The organism is Saccharopolyspora erythraea NRRL 2338, from assembly GCF_000062885.1.
Classification (GTDB): domain Bacteria; phylum Actinomycetota; class Actinomycetes; order Mycobacteriales; family Pseudonocardiaceae; genus Saccharopolyspora_D; species Saccharopolyspora_D erythraea.
On record NC_009142.1, the window covers coordinates 4,782,823 to 4,804,766 of the forward strand.

At 73.4% G+C, this 21,944-nt stretch carries 1 protein-coding gene; it reads right to left on the bottom strand.

Translation table 11 applies throughout. The annotated features are described in order from the left end of the window. Positions 1-92: 92 nt before the first annotated feature. The gene (locus SACE_RS20790) at positions 93-21,872 is read right to left on the bottom strand and encodes a non-ribosomal peptide synthase/polyketide synthase (RefSeq protein ID WP_011874295.1); all 21,780 of its coding nucleotides are present in this window, start codon (positions 21,870-21,872) and stop codon (positions 93-95) included. Positions 21,873-21,944: the final 72 nt, after the last annotated feature.

Consider the following 21,944-nt stretch of genomic DNA (forward strand, 5'->3'; position numbering starts at 1 on the left):
TCCAATCCGCGCGGACCCCTGGCGGGGCCGAAATCTTGTCGGACCGGATCCGGCCGCGTGGCGGCCGGATCCGGTGTGGGACCAACGCCGGCTCACTCCAGCCCGAGCTCGGCTTCCAGCTCGTCGATCTCGTCCTGGCTCAGCGTGTCCAGCGACAGGTCCGACGGGGTGTGCCCGCCGGCGTCGGGGTCTTCGACGTGCACCACCAGAGCCCGCAGCGCCTCGGCCCACGTGCGGGACAGCCGCTCGACGTGCCCGCGCTCGACCAGCGAGGCGGCCCAGCTCCAGGTCGCCGAGAGCCGCGGCCCCTCCGCGGTGTCCTCGGTGACGGCGTTGACCTCCACCGCGTGCGGCAACGGCATCCTGGGATCCCGGCCCGACGGCACCGGCAGGTCGTCGGTGGTGGCGAAGTCGTGCTGGTCGCCACCGCCCTGGAACCGGCCGAGGTAGTTGAAGCCGATCTCGGGCACCTGGTAGGCCGCCAGCTCCGCGCCGGTCCCCGGGTTGAGGTGGCGCAGCAGGCCGTAGCCGATGCCGTTGTCCGGGATCTCCCGGAGCTGCTCCTTGAGCTGCTTGACGACCTGGCCCAGCGCGGCGGTGGCCGCCAGCAGCTCGCCGGTGTCCACCGCGCCGGGGTCCAGCCGCACCGGGTGCAGGTTGGTGAACCAGCCGACCGTGCGGGAGAGATCGCCGTCGACGACCGGCTCCCGCCCGTGGGACTCCACGTCGACCACGACGTCGCTGCGCCGGTCGCCGTCCTCGCCGCGCACGTGCAGCACGGCGACGGCCAGGGCGACCAGCAGCACGTCGTCGACTCCGGCGTGGAACCGCGCGGGCACCGTCGTCAGCAGCGCCCTGGTGTCCTCGACCGGGATCGTGATCTCCAGTTCGCCCGCCTCGGTGCCCGGCCGCGGTCGCGCACCCGGTTCGCCGAGCACGCCCTTCCACAGCTCCAGTTCGCGCACGCGCTCCGGTCGCACCGCCTCTTCGGCGAGCCGCTGGGCCCAGCGGCGCAGCGACGTGCGCACCGGCTCCAGCCCCTCCCCGGCGGTGTGCCAGGCGATCGCGAGATCCGGCAGCAGCACCCGCCAGGAAACCCCGTCGACCGCGAGGTGGTGGACCACGACCAGCAGACGGCCGGCCGCGCGCGGTCCGGCGTCGAACCACACGAACCGGGCCACGGCACCGTTCTCCGGTGCCAGCCGGTCACGCGCCGCGTCGCCGTGTTCGGCCACGACCTCGGCGAGCGCGGTGTCGTCGAGTCCTTCGACGTCCACCCGCCGCACGAGATCCGCGGCCCGGACCTCGCCGCGTGGCAGCACTTCCGGCCGCCAGCCCGGGTTGAGCCGCAGCCGGAGGGCGTCGTGGGTGTCGACCAGCGCCTGCACCGCCGTCGTGAGCCGGTCGGCTCCGAGGTCGGCGGGCACCCGCAGCACCATCGACTGGTTGAACCCGGCGAAGTGCTCGGTGTGCTCGCGCAGCCAGTGCATGATCGGCGTCGCGGGGAACTCGCCGATCCCGGAACCCGCTTCTTCCTCGACCTCGCCGCCGTCGCCCGCGGCAACCGCCAGCTTGCGCACCGTGCGGTGGGCGAAGACGTCCTGCGGACTGAGCACCAGTCCCTCGCGGCGGGCCCTCGACACCAGTTGCAACGACAGGATGCTGTCGCCGCCGAGCTCGAAGAACCCGTCGTCGATGCCGACCGAAGGCACCCGCAGCACCTCCGCGAACAGTCCGCACAGGACCTCCTCGCGGCGGGTCCGCGGCGCCGCCCCCGAGGTGGCGACGAAGTCGGGCGCCGGCAGCGCCCTGCGGTCCACCTTGCCGTTGGGCAGCAGCGGAAGCTCGTCGAGCAGGACGAACGCCGAGGGCACCATGTACTCCGGCAGCGCGCTCGCGGCCAGCGCCCGCAGGTCCGACGGCTCCGGACGTGCGCCCTCCGGCACGACGTAGGCCACCAGGCGCCTGTCGCCGGGGTTGTCCTCCCGCACCAGCGCGGTGACCTGGCCGACGCCGGGGTGCCGGTCCAGCGCCGCTTCGACCTCACCCAGCTCGATGCGGAAGCCGCGCACCTTGACCTGGTGGTCGGCACGACCGGCGTAGTGCAGCACGCCGTCCGCGCTCCACCGCGCCAGGTCGCCGGTGCGGTACATGCGTTCGCCCGCGGCGCCGAACGGGTCGGCCACGAAGCGCTCCGCGGTCAGCCCGGCACGGCCCGCGTAACCGCGTGCGAGGCCGGCACCGGCGACGTACAGCTCGCCGGTGGTGCCCGGCGGCACCGGGCGCAGGCCCGCGTCCAGCACGTACACCCGCGCGTTGGTGATGGGACCGCCGATCGCGGGCACGACCTCACCCGCCAGCGGCGCGCTCATCGTCGCGCACACCGTGGTCTCGGTCGGGCCGTAAGCGTTGATCATCGTGCGGTCCCGCGACCACTTCGCCACCAGCGCGGGCGGGCACGCCTCACCCGCGACGACGAGCGTGGTGCCGGCGGGCAGCGCGTCGTCCGGCAGGACTCCGAGCGCGGTGGGCGGCAGGGTGAGGTGCGTGATCCGCTGCCGCGCGACGAGCTCGGCCAGCGCCTCGCCCGGAAGCAGCTCGTGCGCCGGAGCCAGCACCAGGCACGCACCCGAGAGCAACCCCATGCACATCTCCCAGGCCGCTGCGTCGAAGCTCAGCGCCGCGAACTGCAGCACCCGGCTCCGGCCGTCCACACCCAGGGTCTCCCGCTGCGCGGCGAGAAGGCTGACGATGCCGCCGTGGGTGACGACCACGCCCTTCGGGCGTCCGGTGGAGCCCGAGGTGTAGATCACGTAGGCCGCGCCCGCCGGGGCCAGCACGCCCCGCTCGGCTGCGGTGACCTCGGTGGCGGGGAGTCCCGGCAGGGCCTCGGTGGTGTCGTCGCCGTCGAGCAGCACCAGCCGGACGCCCGCATCGGCCAGGGAGTCCGCGCTCGCCACGTCGGTGATGACGAACTCGGGACGACCGTCGTCGAGCATGAACCGGATGCGCTCTACCGGGTAAGAGAGGTCGATCGGCAGGTACGCGGCGCCGGACTTGAGCACGGCCAGCAGCGCCACCACCAGGTCGGCCGACCTGGGCAGCGCCACGCCGACCAGGCGCTCCGGGCCGGCGCCCCGGGTGATCAGCCAGCGCGCCAGCCGGTTGGCCCTGCGGTCCAGCTCGGCGTAGTCGAGCTCGGCGCCGTCGAACGCGACCGCCGGTGCGTCCGGAGCCCGGCGGACCTGCTCGGCGAAGAGGTCCGGGAACGACCTCGGTTCGATGTCGCGAGCGGTGTCGTTCCACGTGGCCAGCAGGCGAGTGCGTTCGTCCGCCGCGAGCAGGTCGATGTCGCCGACCCGCGTGTCCGGATCGGCGGCCACGGCGGTGAGCAACCGTTCGAAGCGCTCGACGAGCCCGCGGACCGTCTTCCTCTCGAACAGGTCGGTGGCGTACTCGACGATGCCTTCGAGCCCGGCGGCGCTCTCCTCCAGGCTGAACGACAGGTCGAACTTCGCCACGCCGGTCTCGGCGCCCTCGACCTCGGCGCGCAGACCGGTCAGCTCCGGTGCGGCACCTGCGGCCTGGAGGTCCAGCAGCACCTGGAACAGCGGGTGGTGCGACAGCGAACGCGCCGGGTTCAGCACCTCCACCAGCCGCTCGAACGGCACCTGCTGGTGCGCGTAGGCCGCCGCGTTGGTCTGGCGGACGCGGTCGAGCAGCTCGGCGAAGGTCGGGTTCCCGGAAACGTCGTTGCGCAGCACCAGGTTGTTGACGAAGAACCCGACCAGGTCGTCCAGCGCCGGATCGGTCCGCCCCGCGACGGGAGTGCCGATCGGGACGTCTCCGCCGGCGCCCAGCTTCGACAGCAGGGCCGCCAGACCCGCCTGCAACACCATGAACACCGTCGTCCCGCGCGACCGCGCCAGCTCGGTGACCGCCGCGTGCAGCTCGGTGCCGAAGGTGAACTCCAGCAGGTCGCCGCGGTGCGAGGCGACCGCCGGGCGCGGGTGGTCGGTGGGCAGCTCGGTCCGCTCGGGCAGGCCGGCCAGTGCGCTCCGCCAGAAGCCGATCTCGCCCGCGAGCACGCTCGCCGGGTCGTCCTCCGAGCCGAGAACGTCCCGCTGCCACAGCGCGTAGTCGGCGTACTGGACCGGCAGTGGCGTCCACCGCGGCGCCTCACCGCGGATTCGTGCCGCGTACGCCTCGGAGAGGTCGCGCAGCAGCGGTCCCTGCGACCAGCCGTCGCCGGCGATGTGGTGCAACAGCAGCAGAAGCGTGTGCTCCTGGGCGCCGGCGCTCCACAGCGCGGCCCTGATCGGCAGTTCGGTGCCGATCTCGATCGCGGCGCGAGCCGCCTCGGCCAGCTCGGCCTCCGGATCGCCGGCGCCGACCGCGAAATCGACCCGCGCCTCGGCCGGGTCCAGCACGAGCTGGTACGGCGTGCCGTCGGAGTCCGGGAAGACGGTGCGCAGGCTCTCGTGCCTGCCGACGACGTCGTTGAGCGCCGCTTCCAGGGCGGGCACGTCCAGCTCGCCGGACAGCCGCAGCACGAACGGCATGTTGTAGGTCGCGCTCGGTCCCTCCAGGCGGTGCAGGAACCACAGCCGGTACTGCGCGAACGACAGCGGCACCCGGGCCGGCCGCGGTCCGGGTGCCGGACCGCGCCGCGCACCGCCCGCGGCGTCCAGCGTCCCCGCCAGACCCGCGACGGTCGGGTTGACGAAGAGCTCCCGGACGGGCAGCTCGACGCCGAGCTCACCGCGGACCCGGCTGACCAACCTCGTCGCCAGCAACGAGTGACCGCCCAGCTCGAAGAAGCCGTCGTCGATGCCGACGCCGTCCACCCCGAGCACCTCGCCGAACATCGCGCACAGCACCCGCTCGCGCTCGTCGCGCGGTGCGCGCCCGGTGCCGGAGAAGTCCGGGTCGGGCAGGGCCTTGCGGTCCAGCTTCCCGTTGGGCGTCAGCGGAAGCTCGTCGAGCACGACGAACGCCGACGGCACCATGTACTCGGGCAGGTGCTTGCGCGCCCGGTCCCGGAGCGCACCGGAATCGACGACCTCACCGGCCGCCGCCACGGCATAGGCGACGATCCGCTTGTCCTCATCGGCACCCCGGACGGCGGCCGCGGCCTGCGCGACCCGCGGGTGAGCGGCCAGGCAGGCTTCGATCTCACCGAGCTCGATGCGGAAGCCGCGCACCTTGACCTGGTCGTCGACCCGGGCGACGTATTCCAGCCTGCCGTCCCGGCGCCACCGCGCCAGGTCTCCGGTGCGGTACATGCGCTCGCCCGGCGCCCCGAACGGGTCCGCGACGAACCGCTCGGCGGTCAACCCGGGCCGGTTGGCGTAGCCGCGGGCGACGCCGCGACCGCCGATGTAGAGCTCGCCGACCACGCCTGGCGGCACCGGCCGCAGTGCGGCGTCGAGCACGTGCACCGCGGTGTTGGCGATCGGCCCGCCGATCGGCGGGACCTCGCCGCCTCCGGTGACCGTCGCGGCCGCCGACCAGATGGTGGTCTCGGTGGGACCGTAGAGGTTGGTGACCCGGCCGCCGAGTTCGAGCATCCGCCCGGCCAGCGCCGCGGGCAGCGCCTCACCGCCCACGAGCATCCGCAGCCCGCGCACCCGCTCCGGGACCTCCGACACCAGGGACTGCCACAGCGACGGGGTGGCCTGCACGTGGCCGACCCCCGCCCGCTCGATCAGCTCGCCGAGCGCGCGCGGGTCGCGCACGGCGTCCTCGTCGGCGAGGACGACGGTCGCGCCGCTCACCAGCGGCAGGTACAGCTCCAGCGCGGCGATGTCGAACGACACCGTCGTGACGGCGAGCATCCGCTCGTCCTGCGCCAGACCGGCGTCCTCGTGCATCGACGCGAGGAAGTTGTCGAGGCCGGCCCGCGAAACCTGCACTCCCTTGGGTCGCCCGGTCGAGCCGGAGGTGTAGATCACGTACGCGAGCTGACGCCCGTCCCGGACCGCGCTCGGCGCGTCCGCACGTTCCTCGTCGCCGACAAGCACGCGCCGCGTGGACTCCGGTGCGGGAACCCTCGAACCCTCGTCGCAGACCAGGATCGCCGGGCCGGCATCGGAAAGGATGTGCGCGAGCCGCTCGGCCGGGTGGCCGGGATCGACCGGCAGGTACGCCGCACCCGCCTTGGCCACCGCCAGCAACGCCACCAGCAGTTCGGGTGTGCGCGGCAGCGCCACGGCGACGATCGTCTCCGGTGCGGCACCGCAGTCGAGCAGGCGGTGCGCCAGCGCGTTGCTGCGGCGGTCCAGCTCACCGTAGGTGAGCTCCCGCGATGCGGTGACGATCGCGGTCGCGCCAGGCCGCTCCCGCACGCGGGCCTCGAACAGCTCCACGAACGTCGCTTCCGGGACGGGGCGGCGCGTGTCGTTCCACGCCGCGAACCGCTCCTTCTCCGCCGGAGCCAGGATTTCCAGCGCCGACACCGGACGCCCGGGGCCGGCGACCGCTTCGGCCAGCAGGCGGCGGAACCGCTCGACCAGCTCCTCGACCGTGCGCGCGTCGAACAGATCAGCCGAGAACTCCAGGTCGCCCTCGATCCCGGCTGGGTTGCCGTCGGAGTCGGAGGTCTCCCGCAGCTCCAGCGAGAGGTCCATGGTGACCGAGCCGGTGTCGAGCCCCTCGACCTCCGCGTGCAGACCGGGCATGCCCAGGTCGTGGGCGCCGGCGTCGTGGACGGTCATCATGACCTGGAACAGCGGGTGGTGCGACAGCGAACGCGCCGGGTTCAGCACCTCCACCAGCCGCTCGAACGGCACGTCCTGGTGCGCGTAGGCCGCGAGGTTCGTCTCGCGCACCCGCTCCAACAGCTCGGCGAAACTCGGGTCGCCGGAGACGTCGTTGCGCAGCACCAGGTTGTTGACGAAGAACCCGACCAGCTCCTCCAGCGCCGCGTCGGAACGCCCCGCGACCGGCGTGCCGATCGGCACATCGGTCCCCGCGCCCAACCGCGACAGGACCGCGGCCAGACCGGCCTGCAACACCATGAACACCGTCACACCGCGCGACCGCGCCAGCTCGGTCACCGCCGCGTGCAGCTCGGCGTCGAAGCGGACGTCGACCGCGCCGCCCCGGTGGGACGCGATGGTCGGACGCGGCCGGTCGGTGGGCAGCTCGAGCCGGTCCGGCAGTCCGGCGAGCCGGTCGCACCAGAACTCCACCTGGGTCGAGGCCAGGCTCCCCGGGTCGTCCTCGGAACCGAGCAGTTCGTGTTGCCACGCGGTGTAATCCGCGTACTGCACCGCGAGCGGCTCCCAGTCCGGCGCACCGCCGCCGACGCGGGCGGCGTAGGCCGAGGCCAGATCGCGCAGCAACGGCTCGGTCGAGCCACCGTCGGCGGCGATGTGGTGCAGCAGCACCAGCAGCGTGTGCCGCTGGTCGTCCTCGCCGAACAGGGTCGCCCGGACGGGCAGCTCCGAGGCGAGGTCGAAGCAGTACCGCGCGGCGTCGACCAGACCGCCGGGGCTCGGCGGCAGCACCGCGAACGGCGCCTCCCGGTCCACCACGACCTGGTGCGGCACACCGTCGGTCTCGGCGAACAGGGTACGCAGGCTGTCGTGGCGCGACACCACGTCGCCGAACGCCCCGCGCAGGGCTCGCACGTCGAGCTCGCCGGAAAGCCGCAGCACCAGCGGGATGTTGTAGGCCGGGCTCGGGCCCTCCATGCGGTGCAGGAACCACAGCCGCCGCTGGGCGAACGACAGCGGCACCCTGTCGGGCAACGGCATGCGGCGCAGCGCCGGACGTGCGTCGCCGGCCTCGGCGAGCCGGGCGGCCAGCCCGGCGACGGTCGGTGCCTCGAACACCGCGCGCACCGGCAGCTCCACGCCGAGGGCGGAGCGGATGCGACCGGTCAGCCGGGTCGCGCGCAGCGAGTGACCGCCCACGGCGAAGAAGTTGTCGTGCGGGCCCACCTCGTCGACGCCGAGGATCTCGGCGAACAGCCCGCGCAGCAGCTCTTCCTCCGGCGAGAGCTGCCGGTCCTCCTCGACCACCTGCTCCGCGGACTCCCGCACGCGGAACTCCAGCAGCCCGTCGGCCCGCCACCTGGCGCGCTCCCCGGTCGGGAACATCCACCGCCCCGGCGTGCCGAACGGGTTCTCGACACCTTCGGACAGTTCCGGCGTGCTGACGTGGACCTCACCGAACACCCCGGGCGGAACTGGCCGCAGGTGCTCGTCGAGCACGTAGACCGCCACTCCCGGCGCGGGCCGCTCGGCGCCGGGCTCACCGGTCGTGGCGACGCCGGTCTGCTCCCAGCCGCGCCAGGTCTCGACCTCGACCTCCGGGAAGTGCCGCCGGAACCCGCCCAGGTCGGTGCCCGCGGTGTCGCTGCCGAAGCGCACGAGCCGCTTCAGCGTCTCCGGCAGGAACTCCTGCTCCACGGCCACCCGGCACAGCTCGTCCAGGAGGGCGTGCGGCAGCACGACTTCCTCGATCCGGTCCCAGTCCAGCCAGCCGAGCAGGTCCGACGCGCTGCCGGACAGCTCCTCCGGCGGCGCGACCGCACCGTCCACGATGGACGGGTCGATCCCCGCGATCGCGACGGCACCGCGGTCGCGGGTGGACCTCTCGCCGACCGGCGGCAGCACGATGCGACGCTCGGCGTCGTCGAGCAGCTCGACGGATCCCAGGCGTGCGTCCGGGTCCGCGACCAGCGCTTCGAGCAGGGTCACGAACCGCTCCGAAAGGCGCCGCACGGTCGCGTGGTCGAAGAGGTCGACCGCGAACTCCAGGTCGCAGCCGATGCCGCCCGGCTCGTCGCCGACGTGCCGCTCCTGCAGGTGGAAGGTCAGGTCGAACCGCGCCGCGGACATGTCGACGTCGAGGAACCGCGCCCGCAGCCCCGGCATCGCGAAGCTGCTCTCGGCGTCGTTCTCGAACACCATCATGACCTGGAACAGCGGGTGGTGGCTCAGCGTGCGCACCGGGTTGACCGCTTCCACGATCCGCTCGAACGGCACGTCCTGGTGCGAGAACGCCGAGAGGTCGGCCTCCCGGACCCGGCCGAGGAGTTCACGGAACGTCGGGTCCCCGGTGGTGTCGGTGCGCAGCACGAGGGTGTTGACGAAGAAGCCGACCAGGTCCTCCAGCGACTCGTCGCCGCGGCCTGCCACCGGCGTGCCGATCGGGATGTCGGTGCCCGCGCCCATGCGGGTCAGCAGCCCCGCCAGCGCCGCCTGCACGACCATGAACAGCGTCGTGTCGGTTTTGCGGGCCAGCTCCAGCAGCTCGGCGTGCAACTCCGCCGGAACGACGAAGCCGAGTTCTTCACCCTCGTAGGAGGCGACCGCGGGCCGCGGCCGGTCGGTGGGCAGCTCCAGGCGGTCGGGCAGGTCGGCCAGCGCCTGCTGCCAGTGCGCGATCTGCCGGGAGACCACGCTCTCGGGGTCGTCCTCGGAACCGAAGACCTCCCGCTGCCACAGCGTGTAGTCGGCGTACTGCACCGGCAGCGGCGGGAGCTGCGGCTCCTGGCCCTGCCTGCGCGCGGCGTAGGCCGCCGAAAGGTCGCGGGCGAACGGCTCGTCCGAGCCGCCGTCGGTCGCGATGTGGTGCATCAGCAGCAGCAACACGTGCTCGTCGGCACCGACGCGGAACAGCGTGGCCCGCAACGGGCACTCCGAGGTGAAGTCGAACGTGTGGCGCGACTCCTCCGCCAGCCGCTCGTCCAGCTCGCCCGGTGCGACCTCGACGGTCCGCAGGCCCGGGAAGGTGCCGACCACGTGCTGGTGCGGCTCGCCGTCCACCTCGGGGAAGACCGTGCGCAGGCTCTCGTGGCGGTCGAAGACATCCCGCACCGCCGCCTCCAGCGCGGCGGCGTCGAGCCGGCCCTGCAGCCGCAGCACGAGCGGGACGTTGTAGGTCGCGCTCGGGCCCTCCAGCCGCGACAGGAACCACAGCCGCTGCTGCGCGAACGATAGCGGGACGCGGTCCGGGCGCTGGCGCGCGGTCAGCGGGGTCCGCGGTGCCGCCGACGCCTCGTCGAGGCGGCCCACGACACCGGCCACCGTCGGCTCGGTGAACAGCGACCGCACCGACAGCTGCACGCCGAAGGTCGCGCGGATCCGGCTCAGCAGCCGGATCGCCGACAGCGACTGCCCGCCCAGCTCGAAGAAGCTCTCCTCGGGCTCCACCGGCCTGCCGAGTCCGAGCACCTCGCCGAAGAGTCCGCACAGGATCTCCTCGCGCGGCGAACGCGGCCCCCGGCGCTCGTGGCGGCGCGACAGCGCCGGCAGCGCGGCGTAGTCGATCTCCCCGTCCACCACGGGCAGCACGTCCACCGCGACGAACCGCGACGGGACCGCGTACTCCGGAAGCTGCGACTCGGCGCGGGCGCGCACGGCGGCCGGGTCGGTGGTGTAGGCGACCGGCTGGCCGTCGTCGTCGATCGTCACCGCCACGCCGGCCGCGCCGGCCAGGATGCGCTCGACCTCGTCGAGCGACACCCCGATGCCGCGCAGCCGCACGTACCTCCCCTTGCGGGCGACGACCTCGACGCGGTCGCCGCGCCGGCGCGCGCGGTGTCCGGTGGCGACCAGCCCGCCGCCGGAGTCGACGTGGAGCTCACCGACCACACCGGCGGGAAGCGGACGCCCCGCCTCGTCCAGCACCAGCTCCCGCGCACCCGGCGCCGGGCGCTCGCCCGGCTCCAGGACGTCGAGCTCGCCGAGCCTGCGGTCCGGATCGGCCGTGGCGCTGCGCAGCAGCCGGAGCAGCCGCTCGCCGAAGGAGTCCACAGTGGCCCGTTCGAACAGGTCGGTCGAGTACTCGATCTCGCCGACGATGCCCGCGTGCGAGCCGTCGGCGGCGTAGCGCTCCTGCAACCGGATGTCCATCGCGAACTTCGCCACGCCCGCGACGACGTCCTGCAGCTCCACCTCCAGGCCCGGCAGCCCGACCTCGACCTCGTCGAAGTTCTCGAAGGTCAGCATCACCTGGAACAGCGGGTGGTGCGACAGCGAGCGCACCGGGTTGACCGCCTCCACGATCCGCTCGAACGGCACGTCCTGGTGCGCGAACGCCGCCAGGTCCGTCTCGCGCACCCGCTCCAGCAGCTCCCGGAACGTCGGGTCGCCGTGCGTGCGGGTGCGCATGACCAGCGTGTTGACGAAGAAGCCGAACAGGTCTTCCAGCGCCTCGTCGGTGCGGCCGGCCACCGGCGTGCCGATCGGGATGTCGGTGCCCGCGCCCATGCGGGTCAGCAGCGCGGCGACACCGGCCTGGATCACCATGAACTGCGTGGTGTTCGTGGCGCGGGCGACCTCGTCGACCGCCCGGTGCAACTCGGCGTCCAGGCGCAGCGGCGCCTCGTCGCCGAGGTAGGTCGCAGCCGCGGGGCTCGGGTGGTCGGTGGGCAGCTCGATCTTCTCCGGCAGGCCGCGCAGTGCCTCCGCCCAGAACGCCATCTGGCGGCTGATCGCGCTGCCCGGGTCGTCGACCGAGCCCAGCAGCTCCCGCTGCCACAGCGTGTAGTCGGCGTACTGCACCGGCAGCGGCTCGAACACCGGCGCCTCGCCGCGCAGCCGGGCGGCGTAGGCGGTGGCCAGGTCGTTGCCGAGCAGCGACTCCGACCAGCCGTCGCTGACGATGTGGTGCATCAGCGGCAGCAGCGCGTGGCGGTCGCCGCCGAGGCGGAACAGCCAGGCCCGGATCGGCAGCTCGGTGGCGATGTCGAAGTGGTGGCGCGACGCCTCGCGCAGCGCCTCGCCCACCGCCGCCTCGTCGACGTCGACGACCTCCAGCACCGGCCGCGCCTGCTCGGGCGGCAGCACCACCTGGTGGGGCGCACCGCCGTGCTCGGGGAACAGCGTCCGCAGCGACTCGTGCTGGGCGACCACGTCGGCGAACGCGGCGCGCAGCGCGTCGACGTCGAGCTCACCGGTCAGCCGCAGCACCAGCGGCACGTTATAGGTCGCGCTCGGCCCTTCCAGCCGGGAGAGGAACCACAGCCCCTCCTGCACGAACGACAGCGGCAGCCGCTCGGGCCGCGGCATCGGCCGCAGCGCCACCCGCGCGCCGTCGGCGCCGTCGAGGCGTTCGGCCAGCCCCGCGACGGTCGGCGTCTCGAACAGCGCGCGCAGCGGCAGCTCCGCGCCGAAGGCCGAGCGGATCCGGCTGACCAGCCTGGTCACCAGCAGCGAGTGGCCGCCGAGGTCGAAGAAGCTGTCGTCGATGCCGACCCCGGGCACCTCCAGCACGTCGCCGAAGAGCCCGCAGAGGATCTTCTCGCGCTGGTTGCGCGGCGCACGGCCGCCGGCCAGCACCGACAGGTCGGGTGCGGGCAAGGCTTTGCGGTCCAGCTTCCCGTTGGCCGTCAGCGGCAGCGACTCCAGCCGGACGACGGCGACGGGCACCATGTAGTCCGGCAGGCTCGCCCCGACGTGGCGGCGGACCTCGGCGGGGTCGATCTCCTCCGCGGAGACGACGTAGCCGACCAGGCGCTTGTCGCCCGGCTTGTCCTCGCGCACGACGACGGCGGCCTGCTCCACCGCCGGGTGGCTCAGCACCCGGGCCTCGATCTCGCCCAGCTCGATGCGGAAACCGCGGATCTTGACCTGGTCGTCGGCGCGGCCGAGGTACTCCAGCACGCCCCTGCCGTTCCAGCGCACCAGATCGCCGGTGCGGTACATCCGCGTGCCGGGAGCACCGAAGGGGTCGGCGACGAACCGCTGCGCCGACAGGCCGGCGCGGCCGAGGTAGCCGCGGGCCAGTCCCGCCCCGGACACGTGCAGCTCGCCCGGCACGCCCGGCGGCACCGGCCGCAGGGAGTTGTCCAGCACGTACAGGCCGAGGTCCGGGATGCCTTCGCCGATCGGGCTGCGCGGGTCGGCGGTGTGGGCTGCCTCCAGCGGGAAGTACGTGACGTGCACCGTGGTCTCGGTGATGCCGTACATGTTGACCAGCCGCGGCGAGTCCGGTGCGTGCCGCCGGTACCAGTCGTCCAGCTTGGACGGTTCCAGCGCCTCGCCGCCGAAGACCACGTGGCGCAGCGCCAACCGGTCGCCCACCTCCGGGTTCTCCCGGTCGGCCTGCGCGAGCTGGTAGAACGCCGACGGCGTCTGGTTGAGCACGGTGACGCCCTCGCGGACCAGCAGCTCCAGGAACTCCTTCGGCGACCGGCTGACCACGTGCGGCACCACGACCAGGCGGCCGCCGTGCAACAGCGGCCCCCACAGCTCCCACACCGAGAAGTCGAAGGCGTAGGAGTGGAACAGCGTCCAGACGTCGTCGCCGCCGAAGCCGAACCAGTGCCCGGTGGCGGTGAGGAGCCGGTGGACGTTGCGGTGCGGCACGACCACGCCCTTGGGACGGCCGGTCGAGCCGGAGGTGTAGATGATGTAGGCGGCGTTGTCCGGGCCCGCCATCTCGCCCAGGTCGTTCGCGTCGTATCCGGACAGGTCGAGGTGGTCCAGCACGAGGCGTTCCACTTCCGTGTCCAGCTCGGTCGCCGAGTCGGTGACCACGACCGCCGGGGCGGCGTCGGCGAGCATGAACGCGATCCGGTCGGCCGGGTAGCCGGGGTCGACGGGCAGGTAGGTGGCACCGGCCTTGAGCACCGCCAGCAGCGCCACCACCAGCTCGGCCGACCTCGGCAGCGCCAGCGCGACGACGCGTTCCGCCCCCGCACCGCGCTCGACCAGGGCGCGTGCCAGACGGTTGGCGCGCGCGTCGAGCTCGGCGTAGGTCAGTCGCTGGTCTTCGAAGACCAGCGCGGTCGCGTCGGGCGTGCGCCTCACCTGCTCGGCGAACAGGGCCGGGATGGTCCGCGCCTCGGTGTCCGCGTCCCGCACGGTGGGCATCAGCGCCCGGCGCTCGGCGGCCGAGAGCAGGTCGATGTCGTCGACCGGGCGGTCCGGGTCGGCCACCACCGCGTCGAGCAGGCGCACCAGGCGCTGTCCCATGGCGGCCACGGTGTCGCGGTCGAACAGGTCGGTCGCGTACTCGATCAGCCCGGCCATGCCCAGCGGCGTGCCGTCGGCGGCGTAGTCCTCGCGGAAGTCGAAGTCGAGGTCGAACTTCGACGAGCCGGAGCCGATGTCGTGGAAGCTCGCCCGCAGCCCCGGGAGGTCCAGCTCGGCCTCGGCGTTGTTCTGGAACAGCACCATGACCTGGAAAAGCGGGTGGTGCGCCATGGAGCGCGGCGGGTTGAGCACCTCGACCAGCCGCTCGAACGGCACGTCCTGGTGGGCGTAGGCGGCCAGGTCGTTCCTGCGGACCCTGCCGACCAGCTCCCGGAACGTCGGCCTGCCGGAGGTGTCGGTGCGCAGCACCAGGGTGTTGACGAAGAACCCGACCAGCTCCTCCAGCGCCTCGTCGGAGCGGCCGGCGATCACGCTGCCCAGCGGGATGTCGTGGCCGGCGCCCATCCTGGTCAGCAGTGCCGACAGCGCGGCCTGCACCACCATGAACAGCGTCGTGCCGGTCTGGCGCGCCAGCTCCACCAGCCCGCGGTGCAGGTCGGCGGGGATGGCGAACTCGACCTCGCTGCCCCGGTAGGACGCGACCGCCGGACGCGGCCGGTCGGTGGGCAGTTCGAGCCGTTCGGGCAGCCCGGCCAGGTTCTGAGACCAGAACGCGAGCTGCTTGGACACCAGGCTGCCGGGATCGGTCTCGCTGCCGAGCAGTTCTCGCTGCCACAGCGCGTAGTCGGCGTACTGCACCGGCAGCGGAGCCCACCCCGGAGCCTCACCGCGCAACCGCGCCGCGTACGCGGCCGACAGGTCGCGGCTCAGCGGGGCGTCGGACCAGCCGTCACTGGCGATGTGGTGCAGCAACAGCAGCAGCGCGTGCTCCCGCTCCCCCAGCCAGAACAGGCAGACCCGCAGCGGGAGTTCGGTTGACAGGTCGAAGCTGTAGCGGCCGAGGTCGCGCAGGTGCTCGGCCAGCCCGTCCTCGTCGGTGCGGACGAACTCGACCTCGGGAACCGAACTTTCCGGTGGCAGCACGACCTGGTGCGGGGTGCCGTCGGTCTCCGGGTAGACCGTGCGCAACGTCTCGTGCCGGGCCACCACGTCGCCGATCGCCGCTCGCAGCGCGTCGGTGTCCAGCTCGCCGGACAGGCGCAGCAGAAGCGGCTCGGTGTAGGTCGCGCTGTCGTCCTCCAGTTCGTGCAGGAACCACAGCCGCCACTGCGCGAACGACAGCGGCATCGGATCGGGCCGGGTGAACGGCTCCAGGACCACCCGGGTGCGGTCGGCGTCCCCGAACTGCGCCGCGAGACCCGCGACCGTGGGCTGCTCGAACAGGTGCCGCAGCGACAGCTCCACCCCGAACATCGAGCGCAACCGGCTCAGCAACCGGATCGCCGACAGCGAGTGCCCGCCGAGCTCGAAGAAGCTGTCGTCGATGCTCACCTCGGTGGTGCCCAGCACGTCGCAGAACAGTCCGCGGAGGATCTCCTCGCGCGGAGTGCGCGGCGCGCGGCCCGTCTTCTCCTCCTCGGCGACCTCGTCCGCGCGGCCGGCCGCCCGCACGCGCTCGTCCTCGGCGAGCACGCCGGTCTCGCCGACCGGCTGGTCCGGGCGTTCGACGAACGCGTGCAGCAAAGCCAGCATCTGCCGGGAGAGCCGTTCCGCGCTCGCGCGGTCGAACAGGTCCGGCCGGTACTCGAACCGCAGGCGCAGCGTCCGGCCCGGGACGACCGACAGCGTCAGCGGGTAGTGCGTGGCGTCGTGGTCCTCCAGCCCGGTGACCTCCACGCCCGGCACCGGCGTCCACGACTCCCCCGGCTCGTGCGGGTAGTTCTCCACCACGGTCAGCGCGTCGAAGACCTCACCGGTCCCCAGCAGGTTCTGGATGTCGTTGAGGCCGAGGTAGTGGTGCTCCAGCAGCCTGGACTGCTCTTCCTGGACGCGGGACAGCAGCTCGCCCAGCGACTCGCCGGCGCGCAGCCGGACGCGCACGGGCAGCGTGTTGATGAACATGCCGACCATCGACTCGACCCCGGGCAGCTCCGACGGGCGGCCCGAGACGGTGCTGCCGAAGACGACGTCCTCGCGGTCGAGGTTGCGCGCCAGCAGCAGGCCGAAACCGCCCTGGACGACGGTGTTGAGGGTGAGACCGCGGCTGCGCAGCCACCGCTGGAGCCGGTCGGCGAAGTCCGCGGGCAGGTCCAGCACGAGCTGCTCCGGCGTGACGACGGCGTCGCCGGAGCCACCGAACAGGGTCGGCTCGACGCCGTCCAGCGCCTCGCGCCAGACGCGCTCGCCCGCGGCGCGGTCGCGCTCCGCCAGCCACGCCAGGTAGTCCTGGTACGGCGCGACCCGTTCCACGTCGCCGCCGCGGTACAGCGCGAACAGCTCGTCGAGCAGCGACTGCATGGACCAGCCGTCGAACAGGATGTGGTGGTTGGTGACGACGAAGCGGTGTTCCCGCTCCCCGAGGCGGATCAGCGTGAACCGCAGTAGCGGCGGCCGGGTCAGGTCGAATCGACGGCCGCGGTCGGCGGTGGTCAGCTCGGCGACCGCGGCATCCTTGTCGTCCACATCGGACAGGTCGGCCTCGGTCCACGGCAGCTCGACCTCGTCCGGGATCACCTGCACCGCGCGCGGCAGGCCCTCGTAGCGGAAACCGGCGCGCAGGTTGTCGTGCCTGCGCAGCAGTTCCGCCGCGGCGTCGCGCAGCGCGGGCGCGTCGAGCTCGCCGTCGAGCCGGAAGACTTCCTGCACGGCGTAGACGTCGGGGGCCTGGTCGTCGTAGAGGGCGTGGAACAGCAGGCCCTCCTGCAACGGGGCCAGCGGCAGTATCTCGCGGACCGGACCGTGCTGCTCCAGCTGCTCGATCTGGCTCTGCGACAGCGCCACCAGCGGCACGTCCGACGGGGTGAGCCCGGCGTCGGCGGTCTGCTCGGCGAGCAGGCGCAACGCCTCCAGCCACGCGTCGACCAGCTCGGCCACGCGGTCCTCGTCGAGCAACGCACCGGCCCACGTGCAGGTGATCCGCAGCCGCGGCCCCGACGGGTGTTCCTCGGTGATCGCGTCTATCTCCAGCGGGTACGACAGCGGCAGCCCGGCGTCGGCTCCGCCGCCCAGTGCCGAGCCGTCGGCCGCCCAGTCGGCGGCGGCCTCCCCGCCGCCGAAGCGGCCGAGGTAGTTGAATCCGATCTGCGGCGCGGGGTGCGCGGGCAGCGACTCCCGCAGGATGCCGTAGCCGATGCCGTTGTCCGGCACGCCGCGCAGCTGCTCCTTGACCCGCTTGAGCACGCGGGCCCGGGTCCGGCCGTCGGCCAGCTCGTCCACGCCGCGCACGCCGGAGTCCAGGGGCACCGGGTAGGCGCTGGTGAACCAGCCCACGGTCCGGGAGAGGTCAAGCCGCTCGGCGATCTCCTCGCGGCCGTGGCCCTCCAGCTCGACCACGACGGCGGACTCCCCGGTGTCCCAGCGGCGCTGCACGTCGGCGAGACCGGTGGCCAGGCCGGCCAGCAGCACCTCGTTGGCGCGGGCGCGAACGGCCGCGGCGACGTCGGTGAGCAGCTTGCCGGTCAGCTCCGCGGGCAGTTCGCGGGTCAGGGTGCGGGCGGAGCCGCGCACGTCGCGAGTGAAGTCCAGGGCCAACCCGCCGAAGGGCGTGGACTCGTGCGAGGTGATGTCGGTCCACATCGGCAGCTCACCCTGCCTGCCCGCCGCGGAGTCGCGCAGCACGTGCGCCCAGTGGCGGAACGACGTGCCGACCGGTTCCAGCCGCACCGGCCGTCCGGCCCGCACCGACTCCCAGGCCGCGCGCAGGTCGGACACCAGGACGTCCCAGCTGACACCGTCCACCGCGAGGTGGTGCACGAGCACGACCAGCCGGCCCGGCTCCTCGCCCGCGTCGAGCCAGCAGACCCGCAACACGCGGCCCGCGGCCGGGTCCAGCGCGGCTCGGGCTCGCTCGGTCTCCTGCTCCACCGCCTCGGCCATGTCGATGTCGCGCGCGTCCGCACGACGCACGAATCCGGTGCCGACCTCGGGCGAGATCACCAGCCGGCCGGACTCCAACCGCATCCGCAGCACGTCGTGGTGGGCCACCAGCGCGTGCACGGCGGCCCCGAGGTCCGCCTCGGTCATCGCGGCGGGAGCCCGCAGCACCATCGACTGGAAATAGCCGCGGATGTCGCCGCCGCGTTCCAGCAGGCCGCGCATGATCGGCGTCAGCGGCACCGCACCGTTCGGCTCCCACACCGGCACGGTGTCGGTGGCGGCGGTCTGGCGGGTGGCGACCGCGGCCAGCCGCGCCACGCTCTTGTGCTCGAAGACGTCGCGAGGCGTGAGCACCAGCCCGGCCTTGCGGGCGCGGCTGACGAGGCGGATCGCGACGATGCTGTCCCCGCCGAGGTCGAAGAACCCTTCGTCCACCCCGAAGTCCGACACCCCGAGCACCTCGGCGAACAGCTCCGCGAGCTGGTGCTCCTGCGGCGTGCGCGGACCGCGTGCGGCCTCCCGCGCCACCGGTGCGGGGAGCCGTTCGCGGTCGACGGAACCGCCCGCGTCGCGCGGCATTTCCTCCAGCAGCACGAAGTCCTGTGGAACCAGGTAGGACGGCACCCGGCGTTCGAGGTAGGCGCGCAGGTCGGCCACCCGCACCGATCCGGCCACCACGTAGGCGATGAGACCGCTGTCGCCGCCGGCCACGAAGGCCTCGGCCACGGCGGGGTGCACGGCCAGCTCGTCCCGCACCCGGCGGGCGTCCAGACGGATGCCGCGGACCACGACCTGCCCGGCATCGGCCACGTGGATCCGCTCCTCCGGCGCGAGGAGCTCGAGCTCGGTGAGCCGCGCGTCCGGCGTCGCCGCGGCCGAGCGCAGCAACGCGGCCAGTCGCTCCCACAGCAGCTCAACGCCCTCGCGTTCGAAGAGGTCGGTGCTGTACTCGATGATCCCGTCGGCACCCGCAGGCGCGCCGTCCTCGCCGTGGTGCTCCCGCAACCGCAGGTCGAGGTCGAACTTGGCCACGCCGATGGACACCTCGTCCACCTCGGCCCGCGCGTCCGGGAAGTCGGGCCTGGCCCCGGCGAGCGTCTCGAAGGTCAGCATCACCTGGAACAGCGGGTGGTGCGACAGCGACCGCGCCGGGTTGACCGCCTCCACGACGCGGTCGAACGGCACGTCCTGGTGGGCGAACGCGGCGAGGTCGGTTTCCCGCACCCGCGCCAGCAGCTCCCGGAAGGTCGGGTCACCCTGCGTCCTGGTGCGCAGCACCAGGGTGTTGACGAAGTACCCGACCACGTCGTCCACATCGGATGAACCGCGGCCCGCCACCGGAGTGCCGAGCGGGATGTCCGCACCGGCTCCGAGCCTGGTCATCAGCGCGGCCAGCGCGGCATGGACGACCATGAACGGCGTGGTACCGGTCGACCGGGCCAGACCCGCCAGCGCGCGGTGCAGCTCGGCGTCCATCCGGACCCGCAGCACGTCGCCGCGGTGGCTCGCGCTCGCCGGACGCGGGTGGTCGGTGGGCAGCTCGACGAGACCGGGCAGGTCGGCGAGCTCGTCCTGCCAGAAGCGGATCTGCCGGGACAGCGGACTCGTCGGGTCGTCCTCAGCACCCAGCGCGGCGCGGACGCGCCGCATCTCCGCGGCGTAGCCGGTCGGGAGCTCCACCCACCGCGGCGCGTGACCGTCCAGCCTGGCCCGGTACGCGGCGGACAGGTCGGCGACCAGCGGCCGCTCCGACCAGCCGTCGGCCGCGATGTGGTGCATCAGCAGCAGAACCACGTGCTCGCGCGGGCCTGAGGACACCACGCACACCCGGAACGGGATCTCGTTCAGCAGGTCGAACGGGTGGCGGGCCTGGCGGACCAGCTCGGCCTCGACGTCGGCGGCCTCGACGAACTCGACGTCGACCTCGGTGGACGCCAACCGCGGGCGCGGACTGCCGTCGTCCTCGGGGAAGGTCGTGCGCAGGGTCTCGTGCCGCACGGCCACGTCCTGCACGGCCTGCCGCAGGGCGGGCCGCTCCAGCGGGCCGTCGATCCGCACGACCAGCGGGATGTTGTAGGTGGCGCTGGGGCCTTCCAGCCGGTGCAGGGACCACAGCCCCATCTGCGCGGCCGAGAGCTCGGCGACGCCCGCCTGCGGCTGCGCGGATTCGGCGAGGCGTTCCGCGCCGGCGAGGCGCTCGGCGAGCGCGGCGACGGTCGGGGCCTCGAAGACGTCGCGCACCGAGACCTCGACCCGCATGCCCGACCGGATGCTGCGCACCAGGCGGGTCGCCAGCAGCGAATGCCCGCCGAGCTCGAAGAACCCGTCGTCGACACCGACCCGCGCCACGCCCAGGGCTTCGGCGAACAGCTCGCACAGCGCCGCCTCCCGCTCGGTGCGCGGTGCCTGCCCGGCGTCGGCGCCGGACCACGGGTCCGGGAGGGAGCGGCGGTCGACCTTGCCGTTGGGCGCCAGCGGCATCCGGTCGATCACCGCGAACGACGCCGGCACCATGTGCTCGGGCAGCGCGGCGGCGGCCCGGCTCCGCAGGGCCTGCACCCCGACCGGCTCGCGGAGCACGACGTGGGCGACGATGGCGCGCTCTCCCGCCGGGGTTTCGCGCACCGTCACCGCGGCCTGGGCGACCTCGGCGAAGCCCGCCAGCACCGACTCGATCTCGCCCAGCTCGATGCGGAAACCGCGGATCTTGACCTGGTCGTCGGCCCGGCCCAGGAACTCCAGCTCCGCGCCGTTCCAGCGCGCGAGGTCGCCGGTGCGGTACATGCGCTCGCCCGGCGCGCCGAACGGGTCGGCCGGGAACCGCTCGGCGGTCAGCCCCGGACGGCGCAGGTACCCGTGCGCGAGCTGGACGCCAGCCACGTACAGGTCGCCCTGCTCGCCCGGCGCCACCGGCCGCAGCCGCTCGTCGAGCACGTGCACCCTGGTGTTCCACAGCGGACGGCCGATGGGCAGCGGCCGCGACCCGATGGCCGGGTCGTAATCCCAGTGCGTGACGTCGATGGAGGCTTCGGTGGGGCCGTAGAGGTGGGCCAGCCGGACGCCCCAGCTCCGCACCACCCTGGCCGCGAGCGCGGGCGGCAGCACCTCGCCCGCCACGAACACCAGCCGCAGGGCCGGCGACCGCTCGCCGAGGTCGACGTCGGCCGCCACCGCCAGCAGCGACGGCACGAACTGCGCGACGGTCACCCGGTGCCGGTCCACGAAGTCGATCAGACGCTCGGGGTCGCGCACGACGTCGGCCGAGGCCAGGCACAGGGTCGCGCCGACGACCAGCGGCAGCCAGATCTCGGTACCCGCCGCGTCGAAGCTGATCGCGGTGCGGGCCAGAACGCGGTCGTCGGCGCGCAGCCCGCACGTCTCGGCCTGCCACAGCATGTGGTTGACCACGCCCTCGTGCGGCACGACGACGCCCTTGGGCCGCCCGGTGGAGCCGGAGGTGTAGATCACGTAAGCGGGATGCCGAGCGGTGGCGCCCGCCAGCGGAGCGTCCACATCGGACTCATCGCTCGCGAGCTCCTCCACGAGTGCCACGGTGGCCTCGGCCGATGGGAGGCCCGCGGCGATCTCGCCGGTCGTGAGCACCAGTGCGGGCCGCGCGTCGGCGAGCATGAACGCGATGCGCTCCGCCGGGTAGTCCGGGTCCACCGGCAGGTACGCCGCGCCGGTCTTGAGCACCGCGAGCAGGCTGACGACCAGCTCCGGCGTCCGCGGCAGCGCCAGCGCCACCACGTCGCCCGGCCGCACGCCGAGCCCGGCCAGCCGGCGGGCGAGCCGGCTCGCCCGCTCGTCGAGCTCGCCGTAGGTCAGCGGCGGGCCCTCGGACCGGACGGCGACCGCGGCCGGATCCCGGCGCGCGCTGCACTCGACCAGCTCCGCCAGGGTGGCATGCCCGTCCGAGCCGCGCTCCGCCAGATGATCCATGCCAGCCCACTCCTCGAAAAGAACACAATCCCGCTATTCCGCCGCGAGGCTAACCACGACAATTTTCGGGTC

Bases quoted from the DNA above. Each gene is read 5' to 3' on its own strand.
- SACE_RS20790 (WP_011874295.1), bottom strand. From the start codon at position 21,872: ATGGATCATCTGGCGGAGCGCGGCTCGGACGGGCATGCCACCCTGGCG.